Annotated in this window: 19 protein-coding genes; all 19 read right to left on the bottom strand. The window is 61.3% G+C overall.

The window, feature by feature from the left end:
• Positions 1-2: 2 nt before the first annotated feature.
• Positions 3-839, bottom strand: a complete 837-nt coding sequence (locus LH365_RS07730) for an LpxI family protein (RefSeq protein ID WP_226743088.1) — start codon at positions 837-839, stop codon at positions 3-5.
• Positions 839-1,624: an acyl-ACP--UDP-N-acetylglucosamine O-acyltransferase gene (gene lpxA / locus LH365_RS07725; protein WP_226743087.1), complete on the bottom strand. Its 786-nt coding sequence runs from the start codon at positions 1,622-1,624 to the stop codon at positions 839-841. Before lpxA ends, LH365_RS07730 begins: the two co-directional genes overlap by 1 nt.
• Positions 1,621-2,112, bottom strand: a complete 492-nt coding sequence (fabZ, locus tag LH365_RS07720; RefSeq protein WP_370639719.1) for a 3-hydroxyacyl-ACP dehydratase FabZ — start codon at positions 2,110-2,112, stop codon at positions 1,621-1,623. The genes lpxA and fabZ overlap by 4 nt, the downstream gene beginning before the upstream one ends.
• A gap of 7 nt (positions 2,113-2,119) precedes the next feature.
• Positions 2,120-3,130 (bottom strand): UDP-3-O-(3-hydroxymyristoyl)glucosamine N-acyltransferase, encoded by a 1,011-nt coding sequence (gene lpxD, locus LH365_RS07715; RefSeq protein WP_226743086.1) that lies wholly within the window; start codon positions 3,128-3,130, stop codon positions 2,120-2,122.
• 183 nt (positions 3,131-3,313) lie between these two features.
• Positions 3,314-3,979: an OmpH family outer membrane protein gene (locus LH365_RS07710; protein ID WP_226743085.1), complete on the bottom strand. Its 666-nt coding sequence runs from the start codon at positions 3,977-3,979 to the stop codon at positions 3,314-3,316.
• A gap of 35 nt (positions 3,980-4,014) precedes the next feature.
• Positions 4,015-6,420, bottom strand: coding sequence for an outer membrane protein assembly factor BamA (gene bamA, locus LH365_RS07705; protein WP_226743084.1), 2,406 nt, complete (start codon positions 6,418-6,420; stop codon positions 4,015-4,017).
• An 80-nt stretch (positions 6,421-6,500) separates the two neighbouring features.
• A complete protein-coding gene (locus tag LH365_RS07700) occupies positions 6,501-7,838 on the bottom strand; it encodes an RIP metalloprotease (protein WP_226743083.1) in 1,338 nt (445 codons plus the stop codon).
• On the bottom strand, positions 7,747-8,946 hold the full coding sequence (gene dxr / locus LH365_RS07695; protein WP_226743082.1) for a 1-deoxy-D-xylulose-5-phosphate reductoisomerase: 1,200 nt from the start codon (positions 8,944-8,946) through the stop codon (positions 7,747-7,749). The genes LH365_RS07700 and dxr overlap by 92 nt, the downstream gene beginning before the upstream one ends.
• Positions 8,943-9,773, bottom strand: a complete 831-nt coding sequence (locus tag LH365_RS07690) for a CDP-archaeol synthase (RefSeq protein ID WP_226743081.1) — start codon at positions 9,771-9,773, stop codon at positions 8,943-8,945. Before LH365_RS07690 ends, dxr begins: the two co-directional genes overlap by 4 nt.
• Entirely contained in the window at positions 9,757-10,512 is a 756-nt protein-coding gene (gene uppS, locus LH365_RS07685) for a polyprenyl diphosphate synthase (RefSeq protein WP_226743080.1), read from the bottom strand. Before uppS ends, LH365_RS07690 begins: the two co-directional genes overlap by 17 nt.
• Positions 10,513-10,588: 76 nt before the next feature.
• Complete coding sequence (gene frr, locus LH365_RS07680; protein ID WP_226743079.1) at positions 10,589-11,146, bottom strand: ribosome recycling factor; 558 nt, start codon at positions 11,144-11,146, stop codon at positions 10,589-10,591.
• Positions 11,147-11,188: 42 nt separating this feature from the next.
• Positions 11,189-11,920, bottom strand: a complete 732-nt coding sequence (gene pyrH / locus LH365_RS07675) for a UMP kinase (protein WP_226743078.1) — start codon at positions 11,918-11,920, stop codon at positions 11,189-11,191.
• Positions 11,921-12,100: 180 nt separating this feature from the next.
• The gene (tsf, locus tag LH365_RS07670; RefSeq protein WP_226743077.1) at positions 12,101-13,003 is read right to left on the bottom strand and encodes a translation elongation factor Ts; all 903 of its coding nucleotides are present in this window, start codon (positions 13,001-13,003) and stop codon (positions 12,101-12,103) included.
• Positions 13,004-13,136: 133 nt separating this feature from the next.
• A complete protein-coding gene (rpsB, locus tag LH365_RS07665) occupies positions 13,137-13,904 on the bottom strand; it encodes a 30S ribosomal protein S2 (RefSeq protein ID WP_226743076.1) in 768 nt (255 codons plus the stop codon).
• Positions 13,905-14,161: 257 nt separating this feature from the next.
• Positions 14,162-17,590, bottom strand: a complete 3,429-nt coding sequence (gene dnaE, locus LH365_RS07660) for a DNA polymerase III subunit alpha (protein ID WP_226743075.1) — start codon at positions 17,588-17,590, stop codon at positions 14,162-14,164.
• 265 nt (positions 17,591-17,855) lie between these two features.
• Positions 17,856-18,554, bottom strand: coding sequence for an ABC transporter ATP-binding protein (locus tag LH365_RS07655; protein ID WP_226745460.1), 699 nt, complete (start codon positions 18,552-18,554; stop codon positions 17,856-17,858).
• Between the two features lie 7 nt (positions 18,555-18,561).
• Positions 18,562-19,845 carry a lipoprotein-releasing ABC transporter permease subunit gene (locus LH365_RS07650; protein WP_226743074.1) on the bottom strand — a complete coding sequence of 428 codons (1,284 nt, stop codon included), beginning with the start codon at positions 19,843-19,845 and terminating at the stop codon, positions 18,562-18,564.
• Positions 19,845-21,164 carry a proline--tRNA ligase gene (gene proS / locus LH365_RS07645; RefSeq protein ID WP_226743073.1) on the bottom strand — a complete coding sequence of 440 codons (1,320 nt, stop codon included), beginning with the start codon at positions 21,162-21,164 and terminating at the stop codon, positions 19,845-19,847. The genes LH365_RS07650 and proS overlap by 1 nt, the downstream gene beginning before the upstream one ends.
• A gap of 152 nt (positions 21,165-21,316) precedes the next feature.
• Positions 21,317-21,577, bottom strand: a complete 261-nt coding sequence (locus LH365_RS07640) for a DUF1467 family protein (RefSeq protein WP_226743072.1) — start codon at positions 21,575-21,577, stop codon at positions 21,317-21,319.
• Between the last annotated feature and the right edge of the window lie 7 nt (positions 21,578-21,584).

Raw genomic sequence — 21,584 nt, 5'->3', positions numbered from 1 at the left:
AATTAGGTGTTGGGGGCGTGTCCATAGATGAAAAGTCCCAGTTCCGCGGCACGGGCGTAGACGCGCGCCTTGTCCACGACGAGCAGCGCCCCCGCCTGCCCGACAATTCCACTCAAGCCCGCCGCCGCCGCCGCCTCGACCGTCTGCACGCCGATGGTCGGCATGTCGAGCCGCAGGTCCTGTATCGGCTTCGGCACCTTGGCCAGCACGCCCCTGCGCCGCTCCGGGGTCCCGATCAGCACCGGCGACAGGGTCGTGATGCGCTTCAAGAGGGCGTCCGTGCCTTCCTGCGCCTCGACGGCCAGCGTGATCTTGCCGGCGACGACCGCCGCCTGACCGATATCCAGCGCACCGATGGCGTGGGCGATGCGGAAGGCTTCCTCCACATCATCCAGCGCTTCGGGCGACGGCGCTTCCCCGGCCTGCAAACCCTCGTCGAGCCGCAGTTCGGGGTTAGCCTCGTGCGCGCCCTCTATGGCATAGCCCTGGCTCTCAAACACCCTGGCAACTTGCCGCAGGAGCGAGTCGTCGCCGCCACGCCCGGCCGCCTGAATCCCCGGCAGGTGCGTCGCGCCGCCCTCATCGCGCGGCATGGCGTCGAAGTCCGGACGCTTGACATAGCCCACCATGCACACGGCGCGGCAGCCCTCCTGCGCCAGGGCGACGAAGATCTGCTGGAAATGGCCGATATCGATGTCGTGACCGGGATGCGCGCTCAGTTCCGCATCGGCCAGCCCGGCAAGCCGGACGACGCAATAGGGGCGTCCGGAGCGCTTCAGATAGCGGGCGATCTCGACCGGCACCCGTCCCCCGCCGGCGATGAGGCCAAGCTTTTCCATCACTCCACCGGCAGGCAGATAGGACGATTGGAATCCTCGCGGATGAACTGCACGATCTCGACCACCTGCGGGATGTCGCTGAAGTTTTCCAGCACGTCGTCCAGCCTCTCCTGAAAGGTGCCTTCGGGGGCGAACATCATGCGATAGGCCGTGCGCAGCGACAGGATCAGATCGCGCGAGAAACCGCGGCGCTTCAGCCCGACCAGATTAAGCCCTTCAAGGCGGGCGTGGTTGCCCCAAACAGAGCCGTAGGGGATGACGTCCTTGGTCACCATGGCCGCGCCGCCGACGAAGCTGTAGCGACCGATGCGGGCGAACTGATGCACGCCGCACAGGCCGCCCAGAAACACGAAGTCGCCGACCTGAACGTGGCCGCCCAGAGAGGCGTTGTTGGCCAGCACCACATTGTTTCCGACCGCGCAGTCGTGCGCCACGTGGCTGCCGACCATGAACAGACAGTCGTCGCCTACCGCCGTCACGCCGCCGCCTTTCACCGTTCCGGTGTGCATGGTGACGTGTTCGCGGATCTGGTTGCGCTCACCGACGATCAGGCGCGTGTCCTCGCCCTTGTGCGCCAGATGCTGCGGCGACCCGCCCAGCACGGCGAAGGGATGCACATGGCTGTCGGCACCGATTTCGGTGTGGCCCTGAATGACCACGCTCGATTGCAGCGACACGCGATCGCCCAGCGTCACCTGCGGGCCGACGATGCACCACGGGCCGACGCTGACGCCTTCGCCGAGTTTGGCCCCGTCATGGATAATGGCGGTGGGGTGGATGCTCATTGCGGGTTCTCGACCACCATGGCCGCGAACTCGCATTCGCAAACGATTTTCTTGTTCACAAAGGCTTCGCCCCGGAATTTGAACACATCGCCCCGGTGACGCGTTACCTCGACGTGCATGCGCAACTGATCGCCCGGACGCACGGGGCTGCGGAACTTCACGCCGTCCATGCCCATGAAGAAGATGGTCTTGCCTTCGACCGATACGTCGAGCGACTTCGACATCAGCACGGCACCGGTCTGGCCCAGCGCCTCGATAATCAGCACGCCCGGCATCACCGGGTTCTCAGGGAAATGCCCATTGAAGAACGGCTCGTTGAACGTGACGTTCTTGATGCCGACCATGCTCTTGTTCTTGATCCAGTTTTCACCGCGATCGATGAGCAGAAACGGATAGCGATGCGGAAGGCGCTTCATCACCTCCTGATAGGTGATGTCGATACCTTGTTCCCCGGCTTCCGGAACATCGCTGGCATTATCGGTGGTCATTCTGCTCTTAGCCCTTATCCTTGGTGGCCGCCTTGCTCAGCCAGGCCGTTTCACGCAGGAACTGCCGCGACGGCTTGGCCGGGAAACCGGACCACATCTGTCCCGCCGGGACATCCTTAAACACAACAGCGCCCGCGGCGACTTTCGCCCCGACGCCTATATCGATATGATCGATGACGCCCGCCCGTCCCCCGAACATCGCCCCATCACCCACCCGGACAGAACCGGAAAGCCCCGAATGCGCCGCCACGATGACGTTACGCCCCAACTTAACGTTATGGGCGATCTGAACCATATTGTCGATCTTTGACGCCTCGCCAATGACCGTATCGTCATAGGCGCCGCGATCCACGCAGGTGCCCGCGCCGATCGACACCTGATCCTGAAGAATGACACGCCCCAGTTGCGGCACATCGATCAGTCCCTCGTGATCGCCCGACACGCCGAACCCAGCCTCGCCGATTCGCACGCCGGACGCCAGATGCACCCGGTCTCCGATCAAAGCGCAATAGATCGTGGCCTGCGCGCCGATATGACAGTCGCGGCCGATCTGGCAGCCCGGTCCGATCACCGTATAGGCCTCGATGCGCGTCCCGCGCCCGATCTCCACGTCCTGTCCGACGATGACGCCGACGCCCAGCGTGACGCCCTCCTCAATACGCGCCGACGGATGGATGGGCTGCATCCCTTCGTGACGACGCGGGCGATACAGCTTCGCCGCCAGACGCGACCATGAAGCCTGCGGCGAGCGGCTGATCAGGGCCAGGGTCTCTTGCGGCACGCTTGGGACATCACCTTCGTGCACAAAGGCATAGCCGGCGCGGGTTTCCCGCAGATTCTGCAGGTAGCGGCGGTCGCTGAAATAGGCAGCGTCGCCCTGTCCCGCGATTGACAAGGGCGCGCAGCCGGACACGCGTTTACCCAGGCCCCTGTCGGACGCCAGAGTGGAAAAGGTCAGACCGAGAACGTCGTCGACGGCGATTTCGGAAGCGACATCAAAGAATCTTTGATCGGGCATCGCTGCGCAATCCTGCTCACAGGGCGGAAAACCGTTCTCCGCCGATCCACGCAGACGCATGGAAAAACGCATATAGCTCAAAAAAACAGAGCCTTGTCCAGCGGTGCATGCGCACTTTCGGCCGGACAAGGCTCACTGTATGTTTACAAAGTTTTCAGCCGCCGCAAAGGCTGCCGACTTTGATTAGCCGCCCTGCTGGGCGTCCTGCTCGGCCTTGGCCTTCAGGAGCTTCTGGCGATCGGCTTCCGGCAGAACGACGCGCTTGATATCGACGGTCGCCTTCGCAGCGTCGAGCTTCGCGATGACGTCGCCGGTGATGTCCATGGCCGGATTGGCGAACAGGACGGCCTTGCGATCGACCAGCATGCCGCAGTTCTTGGCTTCATAGGTCGAGGACAGGGCCGGGGCGACCAGTTGAGCCACCTTCACATTGGCTTCCTGTTCGGTGCGGCCCAGTTCCTGATTCACGATGAAGGCCTTGTCCTGGAAGGTCTTGACCTTGCCCATGAAGGCCTGAGCCAGCGGATCGAACTTGTCCTTGGTCAGGGTCTTTTGCTGCGTGGCGAGACCGGCACGCTCCTTTTCAAGGGCCGCGGCGTCGGGCTCCAGTTCGGCTTCGGCCTGCTGGTTGATCTGCTGCAGGCGCTGAGCAGCGGCCTTCGAGACGGCGGCGTTGGCCATAACGGCCTCGTTGGAATAGACGCAGACGCCGGCAATGACCGGGCCCGGCTTGGTCTGGGGCTGAGCCGCCGCCGGAGCGGGGGCCGCGGCCGGTTGCTGAGCCAGAGCCGCCGAGGTCATAGCAAAGGCCGACAGGGCGCAGACGGTGATGAGAAGTTGCTTTTTCATAGCGTGGGAACTCGTTGAAAGCGTTGAGCGTTAGATTAGAACTGGGTCGATTGCGAGAAACGGAAGGTTTCGGTCTTGTCGTAGTCTTCGCGGGAAAGGATCTGGCTGATATCGAACTGGATCGGGCCCATCGGCGACTTCCAGCGGATGGTGACGCCGGCGGAGGCCCGCAGCGACATGTTGTCCTCGATATAGCTCAGACGCGTGCCGGCCGAACAGCTACCCGCCGCCGCTTGCGCAGCGCTGCAGTACTTCAGACGGTCATCGATCCCGCCGAGCGTACCAAAGTCCACAAACAAAGCGGTTTTAAGGCCGTACTGCTCCGGCAGACCGTTGGGGATCCCCATCTCGACCGTACCGATGGCGTAGGTTTCGCCCCCCAGCGAGTAGGTCGAACTGGTGTCGCGCGGACCAATACCGGCGTTTTCGAAGCCGCGGAACGTGGTGCCCCCCTTGAAGAAACGGTCGTTGATGCGCACCGCGTCACCGGCCAGCGGCGTGATATTGCCGGCGATGCCCTGCACGTGCAGGACCATATCCTTGCGGAAGCCGTGATACCAATGGCCTTCAAGTTCCGAGCGAACATAGCGCGTGTCACCGCCCAATCCGGCGAAATCCTGACGCAGGATGGCCTGCCAGCCGCGCGTCGCCATCACGTAGTCGTTGCGGCGGTCGAACGACAGGGTGTAACCGACGCTGGAGGTCACGCCGTTGCCGCAGCTATATTGCAGGGCGTCGCATTCCGACGAGCCCGAATAGCTCAATTCGTCGCTGCGCAGGTTGTAGCGCAGGCGCAGGATCGAATAGCCGTTCAGGCTGTAGCCCAGACGCAGGCCCGCGCCGGTCGTCTTCGACGAATAGCTGACGCCCGAATAGTCGTAGGAGCTGGAGAACAGGTCGATACCCGCCGACACGTCGCGGCCCATGAAGCGCGGCTCGGTGAAGCTGAGGTCGATATTCTTCTGGATCGAGCCCAACGAAACGCGCGCGCGCACGTTCTGGCCGCGACCACGGAAGTTGCGTTCGGTGATGCCGACGTCGAGGATGAACTTTTCATAGGACGAGAAGCCCGCACCGAAGCTCAGTTCGCCGGTCGGCTGCTCGGTGACCTGCACCTGGATATTGGTGCGGTCGGGCGCCGATCCCGGCACTTCCTTGATTTCGACGTCCTTGAAGAAGCCCAGCGCGTTGACGAACATCTTGGAGCGTTCGATCAGCGCCTTGTTATAGGCGTCGCCCTCGGAAACCAGCATTTCGCGGCGCACGACGCGGTCAAGCGTGCGGGCATTGCCGACGATGTCGATTTTATCAATGTAGACGCGCGCGCCTTCGCGCACGTTGAAGGTCACGTCGACGGTCTTGGTTTCCGGATTGCCCTCGTCGCGCGGACGCACGTCCACGAAGGCGAAGCCCGCCTGCCCCGCCGCATAGGTCAGGGCGTCGACCGATTTTTCGATCAGGTCGCTTTCATAGAGCTGGCCCGGCTGGATCGGCAGCATGCGCTGCAGGTTCTCGCCGTTGAGCTTCTCGTTCTCGGTCTTCACCTCGACGCGGCCGAAATTGTATTTCTCGCCTTCGTCCAGCGTATAGGTGATAACGAAGTCCTTGCGGTCCGGCGTCAGTTCGGCCACCGCCGAGACGACGCGGAAATCGTAGTAGCCGCGGTTGGTGTAGAACTTCTTCAACTGCTCGCGGTCGTAATCCATACGATCCGGATCGTAGTTGTCGTTCGACGAGAAGAACTTCCACCACAGCGACTTCTTGGTCACCGCCACGCCGGCCAGTTCGTTGTCCGAGAAGGCCTTGTTGCCGATGAAGTTGACATTCTCCACGCCCGTCTTCACGCCTTCGTCGATTTCGAAGATCAGATCGACGCGCTTTTGCGGCAGTTCGACGATCTTCGGCGTCACCGTGGCCGAGATGCGGCCCGAACGGCGATAAAGCTCGATAATGCGCTGAACGTCGGCCTGAACCTTGGCCTTGGTGAACACGCCGCGCGGGCGGATGGTCACTTCGTCGCGCAGCTTGTCCTTCGACAAGGCGCTGTTGCCCTCGAACACCACCTGATTGATGATCGGCGCTTCGACGACGCTGATGACCATTTCATTGCCGTTCATGACGATCTGCACGTCGGAGAACAGTTCCGTGCGGTACAGCGTTTTCACCGACTGGTCGATCAGGAGGTCGTTGACCGTCTGGCCCGTCTGCACCGGCAGATAAGAGATGATGGTCGCGGCGTCGATACGTTCGTTACCCTCCACCTTGATTCGGCCGATGACGGCGACCTGCGGCGCGGGTGCGGCGGGGGCAGCCTGAGTAGCTTCGGCCGACGGCGCATCCTGCGCGAAGGCGGGACCGGTGGCCGCCAGAAGCGCCAGCAGGCTGACGCCGGCGGCCCAGGGGCGGTGCGGCTTGGAAGTGGTGGAGGCAGGACTATTCATGGAAAGGTTTCGTTCCGCTTAGTATGTTTGGCCGTCACGAACGGAGGGAAAAGACAGGGAAAGGCCCTGATCTGCGCCGGTCATGAAAACAGCCCCCCGAAAAACTTGATGAACCCGGTACGGTTAAGGTCATTCCATGTAGCGAACAACATCAACCCTAACAAGGCCACAAGTCCAAATCTGTATCCGAGGCCCTGCACGGCGGCATTCAAGGGCCGGCGCGCAATGGCCTCATAGGTATAAAACACCAGATGCCCGCCATCGAGCACCGGCACCGGCAACAGGTTGACGAAACCGATACCTACCGAGATGAAGGCCGCCATCTGTAGCATGGTCAGAAACCAGTTGAAGGCGATCTGCCCCGGCGTGGCTTTGAGACTGGCCACTTCGGCAGTCAGATCCCCGGTCGCCTTGGTCATGCCGATGATGCCGGACAACTGATCCCCATTTTCTTTTCCGGTGAAAATACGGCCAATATAGGTCAGGGTCGTGTCAAGGACGCCGATCGTCTTCTGCGTGCCCAGCCACAGGGCTTCATGCGGCCACGGCGTGCGCGGCTTACCATCGCCGATGGCCACAGCCAGCACGCCACCATAGGTCGGCACGTGTTCCGAAACGGATGAAATCAAGCGGCGCTCAGGCGTCACAGTGAGGTTCACCACCTGACCATCGCGGCGCACCTGTACCGGCGTGGCTTCATCAGGGCGCATGCGGATCAGCATGATGACGTCTTCGGAACTCTTCACCTCACGACCGTCGATACGGACGAACTGATCGCCGACCTTCAGGCCCGATCGCGCGCCGGGGCCATTGGCTTCCCGCAGCGCCATGATGGTGCCCGGCTCCATTCCCTTGCCTACGATCATGAAGACAGCGGCAAATACAACAATCGACAGCACAAAGTTGGCCATGGGACCGGCCAGCACGATCAGAAAACGCTGCCACACCGGCTTGAAGTGGAAATAGGCCTTTTCGGCATTGGGGCCCTCACGCTCGCGGATGGCCTGTTTCGCCGCTTCCAATTCTTCAACGTCCGGTGACATGGAAGACACATGTTCGTCGCCGGCAAATTTGACATACCCCCCCAAAGGCAGGGCGCTGAGGCACCAAAGCACGCCGTTCTTATCGCGCTTCGACCAGATAACCGGGCCGAATCCGACGGAAAAACGCTCGATCTTCGTTTTGAAAAGACGGGCGACGCTGAAATGACCCAGCTCGTGAATCGTCACGATAAGAGAAATCACCAGCAGGAACGGAATGATGCCCAAAAGAAAAGTCATATAATATCCGTACTTTGTCCCATTGCTTCCCGAAGGAGGCTTAACCCTACGTTCCTGCCGCCCGGCGCGCATTGCCCCCGGAAGCGGCCAGTTGCGCCCGCGTCTCGGCATCCGCCCGCTCGATTTGCGCGACATCATGGCGCAAATCATTGCCGAAAGCCATAGAGGTCGATTGCGCCCGCATCATGGCGGCTTCGACCGTTGCCGGAATGTCGAGAAAACCGATAAGTCCGTCGAGAAAGGCCTGCACCATCACCTCATTGGCGGCGTTGTAGACGACCGGCATAAGCCCGCCCGCCTCCAGGGCCTCGCGCGCCAGCCTGAGCATGGGGAAGGCGTCGGTGTCCGGGCGCTCGAAGGTCAGGGTGGAGAGGGCGCACAGGTCGAGCGGCGGCACGGACCAGCCGTGACGGCGGGGCCAGCCGAGGCAGTAGGAGATCGGCACGCGCATGTCTGGCGGCCCCATCTGGGCCAGGGTCGAGCCGTCGGTATATTCGACGAGGCTGTGGACCACGGACTGCGGATGGATCAGCACGTCGATCTGCTTCGACGGCATGTCGAACAGATAGGCGGCCTCGATCAGTTCCAGCCCCTTATTGGCCAGAGACGCGCTGTCGATGGTGATTTTCGCGCCCATCGACCAGTTGGGGTGTTTCAGCGCCTGTTCGCGAGTGACGTGGGCCAGTTCCTCGCGTTTGCGGCCCCGAAACGGTCCGCCAGACGCCGTGAGGATCAGGCGGCGGATACGCGCGCGTTCGGCCTCTTCGAAGACCTGAAAAATGGCGTTGTGCTCCGAATCGACCGGCAGGATGCGCCCGCCCGCCGCCTCGGCGCGCAGGATCAGCGAGCGGCCGCAACAAACAAGGCTTTCCTTGTTGGCCAGCGCCACCGTGGCCCCCGTCCCTGCCGCCGCCCAGACGGGGCGCAGGCCGGCGATGCCGACAATGGCCGCCATGACCCAGTCCACCGGCCGCGCCGCCGCGGCTTCGACCGCTTCGGGCCCACAGGCGATCTCGATGCCCGAACCCTTCATGCGTTCGCTGAACTCGGTCCATTGCGAAGCGTCCGACAGGACCGCCAGACGCGGACGAAATTTCAGCGCCTGCTCGGCCAGCAAGGCGGCATTGCGTCCGGCGCACAGGGCTTCGAGTGCGTAATCTTCGCCGGGTTTCAGGGTCTCTTCGATCAGGTTCAGCGTCGATACGCCGATGGAGCCGGTCGAACCCAGGATGGAAATGCGTCTCATAGCTTGGTCCCCAGCATGACCAGCCAGCGGATGCCGCCGATGGCGACGATAGCGAACATCAGCCCGTCGACCCGGTCGAGCAGGCCGCCGTGGCCGGGAATCAGTGTGCCGGAATCCTTTACGCCATACCGCCGTTTGAGCATCGATTCCCACAGGTCGCCGCCCATGGTCGCGAACGCCACCAGCAATCCGACCAGCAGCGCGGCCGTGCTCGACTGAAACAGGTTGGTGATATCGGCCAGGGTGCCAGCGGTCAGCATACCGGCGATCATGCCCCCGGCAAAGCCCGACCACGTCTTGTTCGGCGAATATTTGCGCCACAGCTTGGGCCCGCCCACCAGCTTGCCGACCAGATAGGCCGCGCTGTCCGCCGCCCAGGCGATGAGGAAGGCGAAGAAGACCCAATAGACGCCGTTGTGCGTCTCACGCAGCCAGATCAGCACCAGAGCGGGCCAACCGATATAGAAGGCGCCATAGGCCGCATCGAGGTGCGGCCCTTTCAGGTAACGGAAATAGAAACCGGCGCACAGGGCGCCGAAGGCCAGCACAGCCAGCCCCGCCATCATGTTGAACAAATAGACGGTGAACACGCCGCCCAGCACGGACAGACTGATGCTGACGGCCATGCGGCTGGACAGTTTCGGCGCGGCCATCGCACCCCATTCGATCGACAACAGCGCCACGCCTACGCTGAGCAGCAGCAGAAAGGCCCAGTTGCCATAGGCGATGACGAGCAGGACAACAGGGATCAGCACCGCCGCCGAAGCGACGCGAAACAACAACTCACGCGATGACTTTTTGGGTTTCGCGTCAGGCGGAAGCGACATCGGTGGCCTCAACCGCGCCGAAGCGGCGTTCGCGCCGGCGGAATTCATCCAGGGCCGCCCCCAGCGCCGCGCCGTCATAGTCCGGCCACAGCACGTCCTGAAAGACGAACTCGGCATAGGCCGCTTCCCACAGCAGGAAGTTCGACAGACGGTGCTCGCCGGAGGTGCGGATCAGCAGGTCCAGCGGCGGCAGGCCGTTCGTGGACAAAAGCCCGCCGAAACGTTCGGGCGTCAGGTCATCGAGTCTCGCCTCGCCCAACTTCACTTGCGAAGCGAAAGTTTTCGCCGCCTCCAGAATATCGGCCTGCGCGCCATAGTTCAGCGCCACCTGCAGATAGAAGCGCGTGTTGCCCTTGGTGCGCGTATGCGCCTCTTCCACGCACTCGCGGATATCCTTGGGCAGGCCTTCGACATGACCGATGATGCGCACGCAGACGCCCTCGCGCGCCAGACGGTCGAGGTCGGAACGGATGAAGGCTTTCAAAAGCCCCATCAGGTCGGACACTTCGGTCGCCGGTCGACGCCAGTTTTCGGTCGAGAAAGCGAACACGGTCATATGCGTCACGCCCAGACCGGGGGCAGCGCTGATCGTCTTGCGCAGCGCGTCCACGCCCGCCTTGTGGCCGAAGGTGCGTATCTGACGGCGCGCCTTGGCCCAACGCCCGTTGCCGTCCATGATAATGGCGACGTGCAGCGGCGCGGCGGCGCCTGTACCGATATGATCCGGCCCTGAGGGCATAAAGGGACGCTTTCCTGAAAACAGAGGGACTATAATCACACGAACGCCCGGCCTTGTCAGCCGGGCGCGGCAAATCCTAGACCTGCATGATCTCCGCTTCCTTGACCTTCAAGGCCTCATCGATACGCTTGATGGCCTCGTCGGTGAACTTCTGAACCTCGGTCGCCATCTTCTTCTGTTCGTCTTCGGAGATGATCGAGTCCTTTTCGGCCTTCTTCAACTCGTCATTGGCGTCGCGGCGCACATTGCGCACGGCCACGCGCTTTTCTTCGGCGTACTTGCCGGCGATCTTGGCCAGATCCTTGCGGCGCTCTTCGGTCAGCGGCGGAATCGGCACGCGCAGGGTCTGACCGTCTGTGACCGGGTTCAGGCCCAGACCGGCATTGCGGATGGCCTTTTCGACCGAGACCACCAGGCCCTTGTCCCAGACATTGACGCTGATCATGCGCGGCTCCGGCACCGAAATGGCGGCGCAGGACAGGATCGACATGGCCGAACCGTAGGCATCGACCGTGATGCCTTCCAGCAGACCGGCCGAGGCGCGGCCGGTGCGCAGGCCGCCGAAATCGTCCTTGAGCGACGTCACGGACTTGTCCATGCGGTCCTTGTATTTGTTGAGGTCGGGCTTACTCATCTTCGTATCTCTGTCAGATATTTAAGTGAAACCGGCAGGCGATCAGGCCTGCTCGGAAATGACCGTGTGTACGCCCTGCCCCGTGATGACCTTGCGCAGGCCGCCGGCTTCACGGATCGAGAACACAACGATAGGAATGTCGTTTTCCCGCATCAGCGACACGGCCGAGGCATCCATGACGCGCAGGTCCTTGGACAGGACTTCCATATAGCTGAGGCGGTCGTAGCGCTGGGCCGAGGCGTCCTTCTTGGGATCGGCGGTATAGACACCGTCCACCGACGTGCCCTTGAACAACGCGTCGCAGGTCATTTCCGCCGCGCGCAGCGCCGCCGCCGTGTCGGTGGTGAAGTAGGGCGCGCCGGTCCCGGCGGCGAAGATCACCACGCGGCCTTTTTCGAGGTGACGCAGGGCGCGGCGACGGATGAAGGGTTCGCATACCGAATTCATCTGAATGGCGGATTGCACGCGGGTGTCCACACCCAGCTTTTCCAGCGCGTTCTGCATGGCCAGCGCGTTCATCACGGTCGCCAGCATACCCATATAGTCCGCCGACGACCGCTCCATGCCGACCGCCGCCTTGGACAGACCGCGGAAGATGTTACCGCCGCCGATGACCAGGCACAACTCGACGCCCATGCGGGCGACCTCAGCCACCTCTTCGGCCACCGCCTTGACGGTGTTCATGTCGATGCCGAACCCCTGATCTCCCATCAGCACTTCACCGGAGATTTTCAGGAGAATTCGCTTGTATGTCGGGGCGTCGGACGAAGACATGGAAAATCCTTCAAATGAATCAGTTTTGGGGTAATGGCGTATCTCCGACTGCTCTAGCCGAGATTTCCCTCTTTGAACAGTCAAAGGGCGCAGACACCTTGCGATGCTGCGCCCTTAAACCGTGCATAGGTCTGGAAATCAAGCCGAAAGACCGTTTCCCGCCACAAGCCTTTTCAGGGATTAGCCCTGATTCATCATCGAAGCGACTTCGGCGGCGAAGTCATCGACCTTCTTTTCCACGCCTTCGCCGAGGGCCAGACGGGTGAAGCCGGTGACCTTGACGTCGGTGCCGAGGGTCTTGGCCGTGTCGGCGATCAGTTGCTTCACGGTCTGATCCGGGTTCATGACGAAGGGCTGCTCAAGCAGCACGACTTCACGCTGGAACTTCGAGATCTGGCCGTCGACGATCTTGGCGATCATCGCTTCCGGCTTGCCTTCTTCGCGCGCCTTATCGGTCAGGATCGTGCGCTCACGCTCCACAGCGGCCGGGTCAAGGTCGTCGGACGACAGCGACAGCGGCTGGGTGGCGGCGATGTGCATGGCGATCTTGCGGCCCATGTCGTTCAGCGCTTCGGCGTCACCGGCCGACTCGACGGCCACAAGAACGGCGATGCGGCCCAGGTTCGGGGCAATCGCGTTGTGGATATAGGACGCCACGACGCCTTGCGAGACGGTGTGCTTGGCCATGCGGCGGGCCACCATGTTCTCGCCGATATTGGCGATCAGGTTGGTGATCTCGTCGCTGATGACCGCCTGAACGCCTTCGACGTCGGCAGCAGCCAGACCGGCCTGAGCGGCATTGCGGGCCAGGTTCTGGAACAGTTCGTTGCGCGACACGAAGTCGGTTTCGGCGTTGACTTCGACGGCCACAGCGGTGGTGCCGGCCGAAGCGACAGCGACGAGGCCTTCGGCGGCAACGCGGTCGGCCTTCTTGGCGGCCTTGGACAGGCCCTTGGTACGCAGCCAGTCCATCGACGCATCGACGTTACCGTCGTTTTCCGATAGAGCCTTCTTGCAGTCCATCATACCGGCGCCGGACTTTTCGCGCAGTTCCTTAACGAGAGCGGCAGTGATTTCCGCCATGGAATCCTCCATAAATCTCTAAAAAGCTAACCCTCGGCGGCTCCATAGCCCGAGGGTATGACAAAAGCATAACAGTAAGTACGCTGAACGGAGCCTGATTTGCTCAGGCTCCGTTCAGGCAATCCTAAGCAAATCAGGCTTCGCCGGTTTCTTCGGCGATGAGCGCGGGCTCGATCGGGGCTTCCGAAGCGCCGAGGTCGATACCCGAAGCCGACTGACCCGCCGCCAGACCGTCGAGCACGGCGTCGGCGATCAGATCGCAGTACAGTTGCAGGGCGCGCGCGGCGTCGTCGTTACCCGGAACCGGGAAGGTGATACCGTCCGGATCGGAGTTCGAGTCGAGGATGCCGATTACGGGGATGTTCAGCTTGCGGGCTTCCTGGATGGCGATCGATTCCTTGTTGGTGTCGATCACGAACATCAGGTCGGGAATACCGCCCATGTCCTTGATGCCGCCCAGCGACAGTTCCAGCTTGTCGCGCTCGCGCGTCAGGGTCAGCAGTTCCTTCTTGGAACGGCCGACGGGGTTTTCCATGACCTGTTCCAGTTCACGCAGACGCGCGATCGAACCCGAAATGGTGCGCCAGTTGGTCAGCGTGCCGCCGAGCCAGCGGTGATTGACATAGTACTGGGCCGAGCGCTTAGCAGCGACCGCAACCGGGCCGGCGGCCTGACGCTTGGTGCCGACAAACAGGACACGACCGCCGTTGGCGGCGACTTCGCGCACCTTCAGCAGGGCCTGGTGCAGCAGCGGCAGGGTTTGCGACAGGTCGATGATGTGGATGTTGGAACGCGAACCGAACAGGTAACGCTCCATCTTCGGGTTCCAGCGGTGGGTCTGGTGACCAAAGTGCGCACCGGCTTCCAGCAGGGCGCGCATAGACAGTTCAGGCATAGCCATGAGTAAATTTCCTTTTCATTCCGATAGACCTCCGCGGACAAGAAAGTGTCGGCAAGCCGAAACCTCGGAACGGTCGGATGACTTCCGGTCCATAGACCATGTGAAATCACATGAAATCAAAGGCACAGACGGCATCCACCCGCGCATCCGCGTGTGAGATGGTGCGCAACTAGGCACAATCGAAGAAAAAATCAAGCGATTTTAAGGAGAATTGCGCCCGAAAAGCGGATCAGGCCATCAAGCCGTCATCCGCTTCTCTATACGTCCTCACAATATAGGACGCCGCTCATCGCTTTCAAGGCCCCGCGCAGCGAGGCGTCCAACCGATAACGGTTAGGCATCTTCAGTTCGATCTCATGCCCGTCGATCTCGCTCAGCAGGGTGATTTCGCCCCCCTGCCCGCGCGCAGCGTCCAACTGGGTTTTAAAGGCTTCCAGATCGAAACCACGCGGGGACACCGTAAGACGCAAGCCCATATCGTCGGTTTTCAGGGCCCCGGCCATGGGCTCAGCAGACTCGCCGAACATGCGGACTTCTCCGTCCGCCCCCTTGCAACGCACCTTGAGTATGATCGATTGACCCGGTTCGAAGTGCTCGCGATATCTGCGCAGCGCTTCCGGCTGGAACATTACCTCGTATTCGCCGCTGGGGTCGGAGAGATTGACAAAGGCGAACTTTTCCCCTGTACGGGCCGAGGCGCGTTCCTGCCGACGACGGACCACCCCGGCCATGCGGAAGGCTTCGCGGCCTTCCTGCGCCAGCGCCAGCGCCTCGGCAAACAGGGTGACGTTGCGACGCTTGAACACATCGACCATGTCCTGCAACGGGTGACCGGACAGATAGAATCCGACGGCGAACAGTTCTTCGTCCAGTGCATCCGGGCCGGCGGCCTTGGGGATATTGGGCAGACGTGGGCGCGACGAGTCGTTGGTGCCGAACAGACTGACCTGCGCCGAGGCGCGCTCGGCCGCCATGCTCTGGGCGTGAGCGATGAGCAGGTCAGCGCTCTGGATGATCTGGGCGCGATTCGGATGGATCGAATCGAAAGCCCCGGCCCGTGCCAGATTTTCAATAGCACGTTTGTTGACCGCCTTGGGATCGATGCGTTCAAGGAAGTCAAAGATGTCCTTGAACGGCCCGCCAGCTTCGCGCACGGCTACGACGCTGTGCATGGCCTCAAGGCCCACATTGCGGATGGCGCCCAGAGCGTAGAGCACCTCGCCGTTCTCAACGTCGAAATCGGCCTTGGAGCGATTAATGTCGGGCGGACGAATGGTGACGCCGAACTGACGCGCATCCTGATAAAAGACGGCCAGCTTGTCGGTATTGGCGATATCGAGGCTCATGTTGGCGGCGAAGAATTCGACCGGATGATTGGCCTTGAGCCAGCCTGTCTGGTACGAAATGAAGGCATAGGCCGCCGCGTGCGATTTGTTGAAGCCGTAGCCGGCGAACTTGTTCACCAGTTCGAAGATCGAGTCCGACTGCTTTTCCGGAACGCCCTTTTCCTTCGCGCCGGAAATGAAACGGGCCTTTTGCAGGTCCATTTCCTCTTTTTTCTTCTTGCCCATGGCGCGGCGCAGCATATCGGCTTCACCGAGGCTGTAACCCGACAGGATCTGCGCGATCTGCATCACCTGTTCCTGATAGATGATGACACCGTAGGTCTCTTTCAGCACCGGTTCCAGCGACGGGTGGAGCATATCGATATCGACGCGCCCGAACTTCCGGTCGACATAGGTGTCGATATTGTCCATCGGACCCGGACGATAGAGCGAGATAAGCGCGGTGATTTCCTCGATCGACCCGCAGCGCATCTTGCGCAGGGTGTCACGCATGCCCTGACTTTCAAGCTGGAAGACGCCGATCGACTGCCCCGAAGCCAGCAATTCATAAGTGGCCTTATCATCAAGCGGCAGGGTCGAGAAATCGACCTCCAGCCCACGCTTCTTCAGATAGTGCCAGGCACGGTTCAGCGTGGTCAGCGTTTTCAGGCCGAGGAAGTCGAACTTCACCAAACCGGCGCTTTCGACCCACTTCATGTTGAACTGCGTGGCCGGAATGTCGGAACGCGGATCGCGATACAGCGGCACCAGTTCGGTCAGGGGCCGGTCCCCGATCACGATGCCGGCGGCGTGGGTCGAGGCGTTACGATAAAGGCCTTCGAGCTTAAGCGCCGTATCGAGCAGTTTGGCGACGGATTCTTCCTCGTCTCGGGCTTCGCGCAGACGCGGCTCGATTTCGACGGCCTGCGCCAGCGTGGTCGGGTTGGCCGGGTTGTTCGGTACCATCTTGCACAGACGATCCACCTGCCCCAGCGGCAATTGCATCACCCGCCCGGTATCGCGCAGCACGGCGCGCGCCTGCAGCGTACCGAAGGTGATGATCTGCGCCACCCGCTCACGGCCGTATTTTTCCTGAACGTAGGTAATGACCTCTTCGCGGCGCTCCTGGCAAAAGTCGATATCGAAGTCGGGCATGGACACCCGTTCCGGATTGAGGAATCGCTCGAACAGCAAACCGAAACGCAGCGGGTCAAGATCGGTAATGGTCAGCACCCAGGCGACAAGCGAACCCGCCCCCGACCCCCGGCCGGGCCCGACGGGGATGTCGTGGGTCTTGGCCCATTTGATGAAGTCCGAAACGATCAGAAAGTAGCCGGGAAACCCCATCTTCTGGATGACGGCAACCTCGCGTTCCAGACGGTCCCAATAGTCCTGTTCCGGGAAGGCCAGTTCGACCTGTTGCAAACGCCTTTTCAGACCTTCGCGGGCCTGAAAGGCCAGTTCTTCGTCTTCCGAGCGCCCGGCGCCTGTATCGAAACGCGGCAGGATGGGATCGCGCTTGGTGACCAGAAAGGCGCAGCGACGGGCGATTTCCAGCGTATTATCGCAAGCTTCGGGCAGATCAGAAAAAACCTCGCGCATCAGCAGCGGCGGCTTCAACCAATGATCCTTGGTGACCTTGCGCCGGTCGGCGACGCCCATGAAGGTACTGTCGGAAATGCACAGCAGGGCCTCGTGCGCCTTGAACATGTCGCGATCGGCGAAATAGGCGTCATTGGTCGCCACCAGCGGCACATCGTGTTCGTAGGCGAACTGCACCAGGCCGGTTTCCGCCGAATCCCCGCGAATACCCCCGTGCGGCGTACCGTCGTGGCGTTGCAGCTCGACATAGAAGCGGTCGCCAAAAGCCGCGTGCATGTCCTTCAGGGCCGCATTGGCTTCGTCGGGCTGATTTTGTTTGAATAACGGATTGATCGGACCGTCCGGACCACCCGACAGAAGGATCAGTCCTTCGGCGCGCCTGACGACCTCTTCCCACATGACATGCGGTTCATCGGTCGCCTCTATATCGAGATAGGCTTTGGACGACAGTTCAGTGAGATTGAGATAGCCCCGCTCGTTTTGAACGATCAGAACAATGGTCGGTATTTTAGCCCATTTATCACTCAGGGCCCCACCGATGCCTTTGACCGGCAGAGCGCAGGCGACGATGGGCTGAACCCCCGTATCCTTGCACACCTGAGAAAATTCGAGCGCGCCGAAAAGATTGCCGCGGTCGCAGATGGCGATGGCCGGCATGTTCGCCTTGGCCGCCAGCTTGCCCATGTCGTAGGCCTTGATCGCGCCTTCCAGCAAGGAATAGGCCGATCTTACCCGTAGATGGACAAAGCCGTCGCTCATCTTGAAGCCCTTTCTGTGCGGATCACAGGGCGGTCACTGTCGGACGATTCACCCGATCAGCATAGCCGCCTGACAGACGAGCACCACAAAAGCGGCAACGGCGGCGAAAGACAACACGTTATGGATGGCCAGCATGGTTTGTCCCCTGAAAGAACAGATGATCAATTCATGCTTTGTTCTATATTCTTATTTTGTTCCCCGTCAACAGCATTTTATCAACACCGTGAACAAATCATGTATATCACTGATTTCAAACGAAATAATTTTACAGGTTGGCCGGAACCGTTTCGACCAACTGGCCGTCTTTCAGGCTCACCACCCGGTCCATATGCCCTGCCAGTTCCAGATTGTGCGTAGCGATCAGCGCCGCGACGCCCTGCGCCTTGACGATGGCCTTCAGCGCCTCAAACACCTGTTGAGACGTCTGGGGATCAAGATTACCGGTCGGCTCGTCCGCCAGCAGAAGCCGCGGCCCATTGACCAGGGCGCGGGCGATGGCCACGCGCTGCTGCTCGCCGCCGGACAATTGCGCCGGTTGGTGGTCAAGACGTTCGCCCAGACCCAGTTGTTCGAGAAGCCCCCTCGCTCGCGTCTCGGCTTCCTTCACGGGGCGGCCGAGCACGCGCTGCGGCAGGGCGACATTGCCCAGCGCCGTGAATTCCGGCAGCAGGTGATGGAATTGATAGACGAAACCGATCTTGTGCAGACGCGCACGGGTGCGGGCGGCCTCGGTCGCGCGGGTGAAATCCTCACCATCGATGGTCAGTTGCGCTTCTTCGGACGATTCCAGCAGACCGATGCAATGCAGCAGAGACGACTTGCCGGAACCGGACGGACCGATCAGGCCGACGACTTCACCGGCGCGCAGGTCGAGATCGACACCTTTGAGCACCTCAAGCGTGCGACCGTCGGCGATAGGATAGGCGCGCACCAGACCGCGCAGAGACAGCACCACATTACTCATAAGCCCATTATTCATATCTCAGGGCCTCCACGGGTTCGAGTTTCGACGCCCACAGGGCCGGGAACAGGGTGGCGAGGCAGGTGGCGATCATCGAAAAGCCCACGATGATCAGCACTTCGGTCGGTTCGACCTTCGCCGGGATATAGGCCAGGTAATAGACCTCTTCGTTGAAGACCTTCACGTTGAAGACGGCTTCGACGACCTGCTGGATCGGACGAATGAAGATGCAGAAGAGCGTGCCTATGGCGACGCCCAGCACCGTGCCCGTCGCGCCGATGATGGCGCCAGACAGGAAGAATATCCTGGTGATCGAGGCGCGATCCGCGCCCAAGGTCCGCATGATGGCGATGTCGCGCGTCTTGTTTTTCACCAGCATAACGATGCCGGAAATGATGTTCATGGCGGCGATCAGGACGATCAGCATGAGGATCAGGCGCATGACGTTGCGCTCGACCTGAAGCGCGTTCCATAACGGCGCGTTGCGTTCCGTCCAATCGACCAGCACGGCTTTGTCGCCGGCGGCCTTACGGAAGGCCGGGTAGTAGTCCTTGATATTATAGGGGTCCTTGACCTTCACTTCGACGGCGTCCCACTCGTCTTCGCGGTCGAAAAAGAGCTGCGCCTGTTGCAAAGGCATGAAGACAAAAGCCGCATCCAGTTCCGACACGCCGCTCTTGAAGATGCCACCGACCACATAGGGCTTACGGCGCGGCATGGCCCCGAAAGCCGTGCTGCCCGAAGGCGACAGAAGCGTCAGTTCATCGCCTACACGGACGCTCATCTGAGTGGCCAGACCTTCGCCGATCAGGACCAGGTCGCCGCCATATTCGCCCTCGCCGAAGCCCTTCAGCGAACCTGACTTTATATTGTCGCGGATAATCGGCGTATTCTTCACCGTTTCGACATCGACGCCGCGCATATAGGCCAGACCGGCCTGAGAGAACGGCCCCTGCGCCAGACCAGGGGATTCGACATAGGGCGAGACTTCGATGACGCCGGGAACGTCGCGCAGACGCTTAAGCATGGCGTCGCGCCCTTCCCAATCGGTCAGGGGCGCGCCCGCGACAAACGAATGCCCGTTGAAGGCCAGCACACGCGACATCAGTTCGTCGCGAAAGCCGTTCATTACCGACATGACGATGATCAGTACGCCGACGGCCAGGGTGATGCCGATAAAGCTGATGATGGCGATGAGGGCGATGCCGCCGTCCTTGCGTTTGGTGCGCAGATATCTGAGCGCCAGATCGGTTTCCCACGCGGAGAAAGAAAACAGCGACAACAGCCCTTTCATTATTTCGCCTTGGTCAGTTGTTCGAGCACGGCATCGAAGGCCGCCGTATGACGTTCGCCGGTGGCGCGGTGCTTGATCTCGACCTGGCCTTCGGCGATGCCCTTGGGCCCGATGATCAGTTGCCAGGGGATGCCGATCAGATCCATCGAGGCGAACTTGGCGCCCGGACGGTCGTCCGTATCGTGATAGAGGACATCGCGACCTGCTACGGTCAGCGCCTTGTAAGCCTTGTCGCAAGCGGCGTCGCAGGCCTCGTCGCCGACGCGCAGATTGATGACCGCCACGTCGAAGGGCGCGACGCTTTCCGGCCAGATGATGCCGGCCTCGTCATGGCTGGCCTCGATGATGCCGCCGATCAGACGCGACACGCCAACGCCGTAAGAGCCCATGTGGACATTGACCTGCGCGCCGTCGGGACCGGAGACCTTGGCCCCCATCGGGGCCGAGTATTTTTCGCCGAAGTAGAAGATGTGGCCGACCTCGATGCCGCGCGCCGACAACTGCTTGTCCGCCGGGACGGCGTTGAAGGCCGCCTCGTCGTGCATTTCCTCCGTCGCGGCGTAGAGCGCCGTGCGCTGATCGACCAGACCTTGCAGATCGTCCCAATCGACATCGGGACCCGGTGCAGGCATGTCGACCAGATCCTTGTGGCAGAAGACGGCGCTTTCGCCGGTATCGGCCAGGATGATGAATTCGTGGCTGAGGTCGCCGCCGATCGGGCCGGTGTCGGCGCGCATCGGCACCGCCTTCAGTCCCAGACGGCTGAAGGTGTTCAGATAGGCGATGAACATGCGGTTATAGGCCTTGCGCGCCGAGGCCTCGTCGATGTCGAACGAATAGGCGTCCTTCATCAGGAACTCACGGCCGCGCATGACGCCGAAACGCGGGCGCTGCTCGTCGCGGAACTTCCACTGGATGTGGTAGAGGTTCATCGGCAGGTCCTTGTAGGACTTGACCGTACCGCGGAAGATTTCCGTGATCATTTCCTCATTGGTCGGGCCGTAGAGCATTTCGCGCTCATGGCGGTCCTTGATGCGCAGCATCTCCTGTCCGTAGTCGTCGTAACGGCCCGACTCGCGCCACAGATCGGCCAGTTGCAGCGTCGGCATCAGCAGTTCAACCGCGCCGGCGCGCTGCATTTCCTCGTGCACGATTGTCTCGATCTTGCGCAGCACGCGCAGACCCAGCGGCAGCCACGCGTAGATGCCGGCGGCTTCCTGACGGATCATGCCGGTGCGCAGCATCAGGCGGTGCGAGACGATCTGGGCTTCGGAGGGGTTTTCCTTGAGGAGCGGCAGCAGATAGCGCGACAGGCGCATGGGACGGACCTTGAAATAAAACAATGGAATCGGGGGATGTAATAAAGCGCATCCCGAAAAGTGTGAAGCGGTTTTCGGATTCGGATGCGCGACAACACCAAAGCCAGCTTCGCCCTGATTGATCAATGCCAAAAAGGCGGATTTACGGCGTCTTACGAAGCGGTCGGGAATTCGGGGAGCGGAATCAGGCCGAACTGCACGATGATCATGACGATCGCCCACACCACGACGGCAACGATAGTATTGATCAGCAGCTTTTTCTTGAGGTTATGAAACACAGGCGCGCCGGGGTCGCCGCCGTCCTTGGTTTCGATACCCGCCTCATGATGGCTGATATTACCGAACGGCAGGACGGCGAACAGGGTCACCCACCAGATCATCAGGAGGATAGCGATGCTGGTTAAGGGACCCATGATTGCT

The organism is Asticcacaulis sp. AND118 (assembly GCF_020535245.1).
Taxonomy (GTDB): Bacteria; Pseudomonadota; Alphaproteobacteria; order Caulobacterales; family Caulobacteraceae; genus Asticcacaulis.
This window is presented reverse-complemented; position numbering and strand designations above follow the sequence as displayed.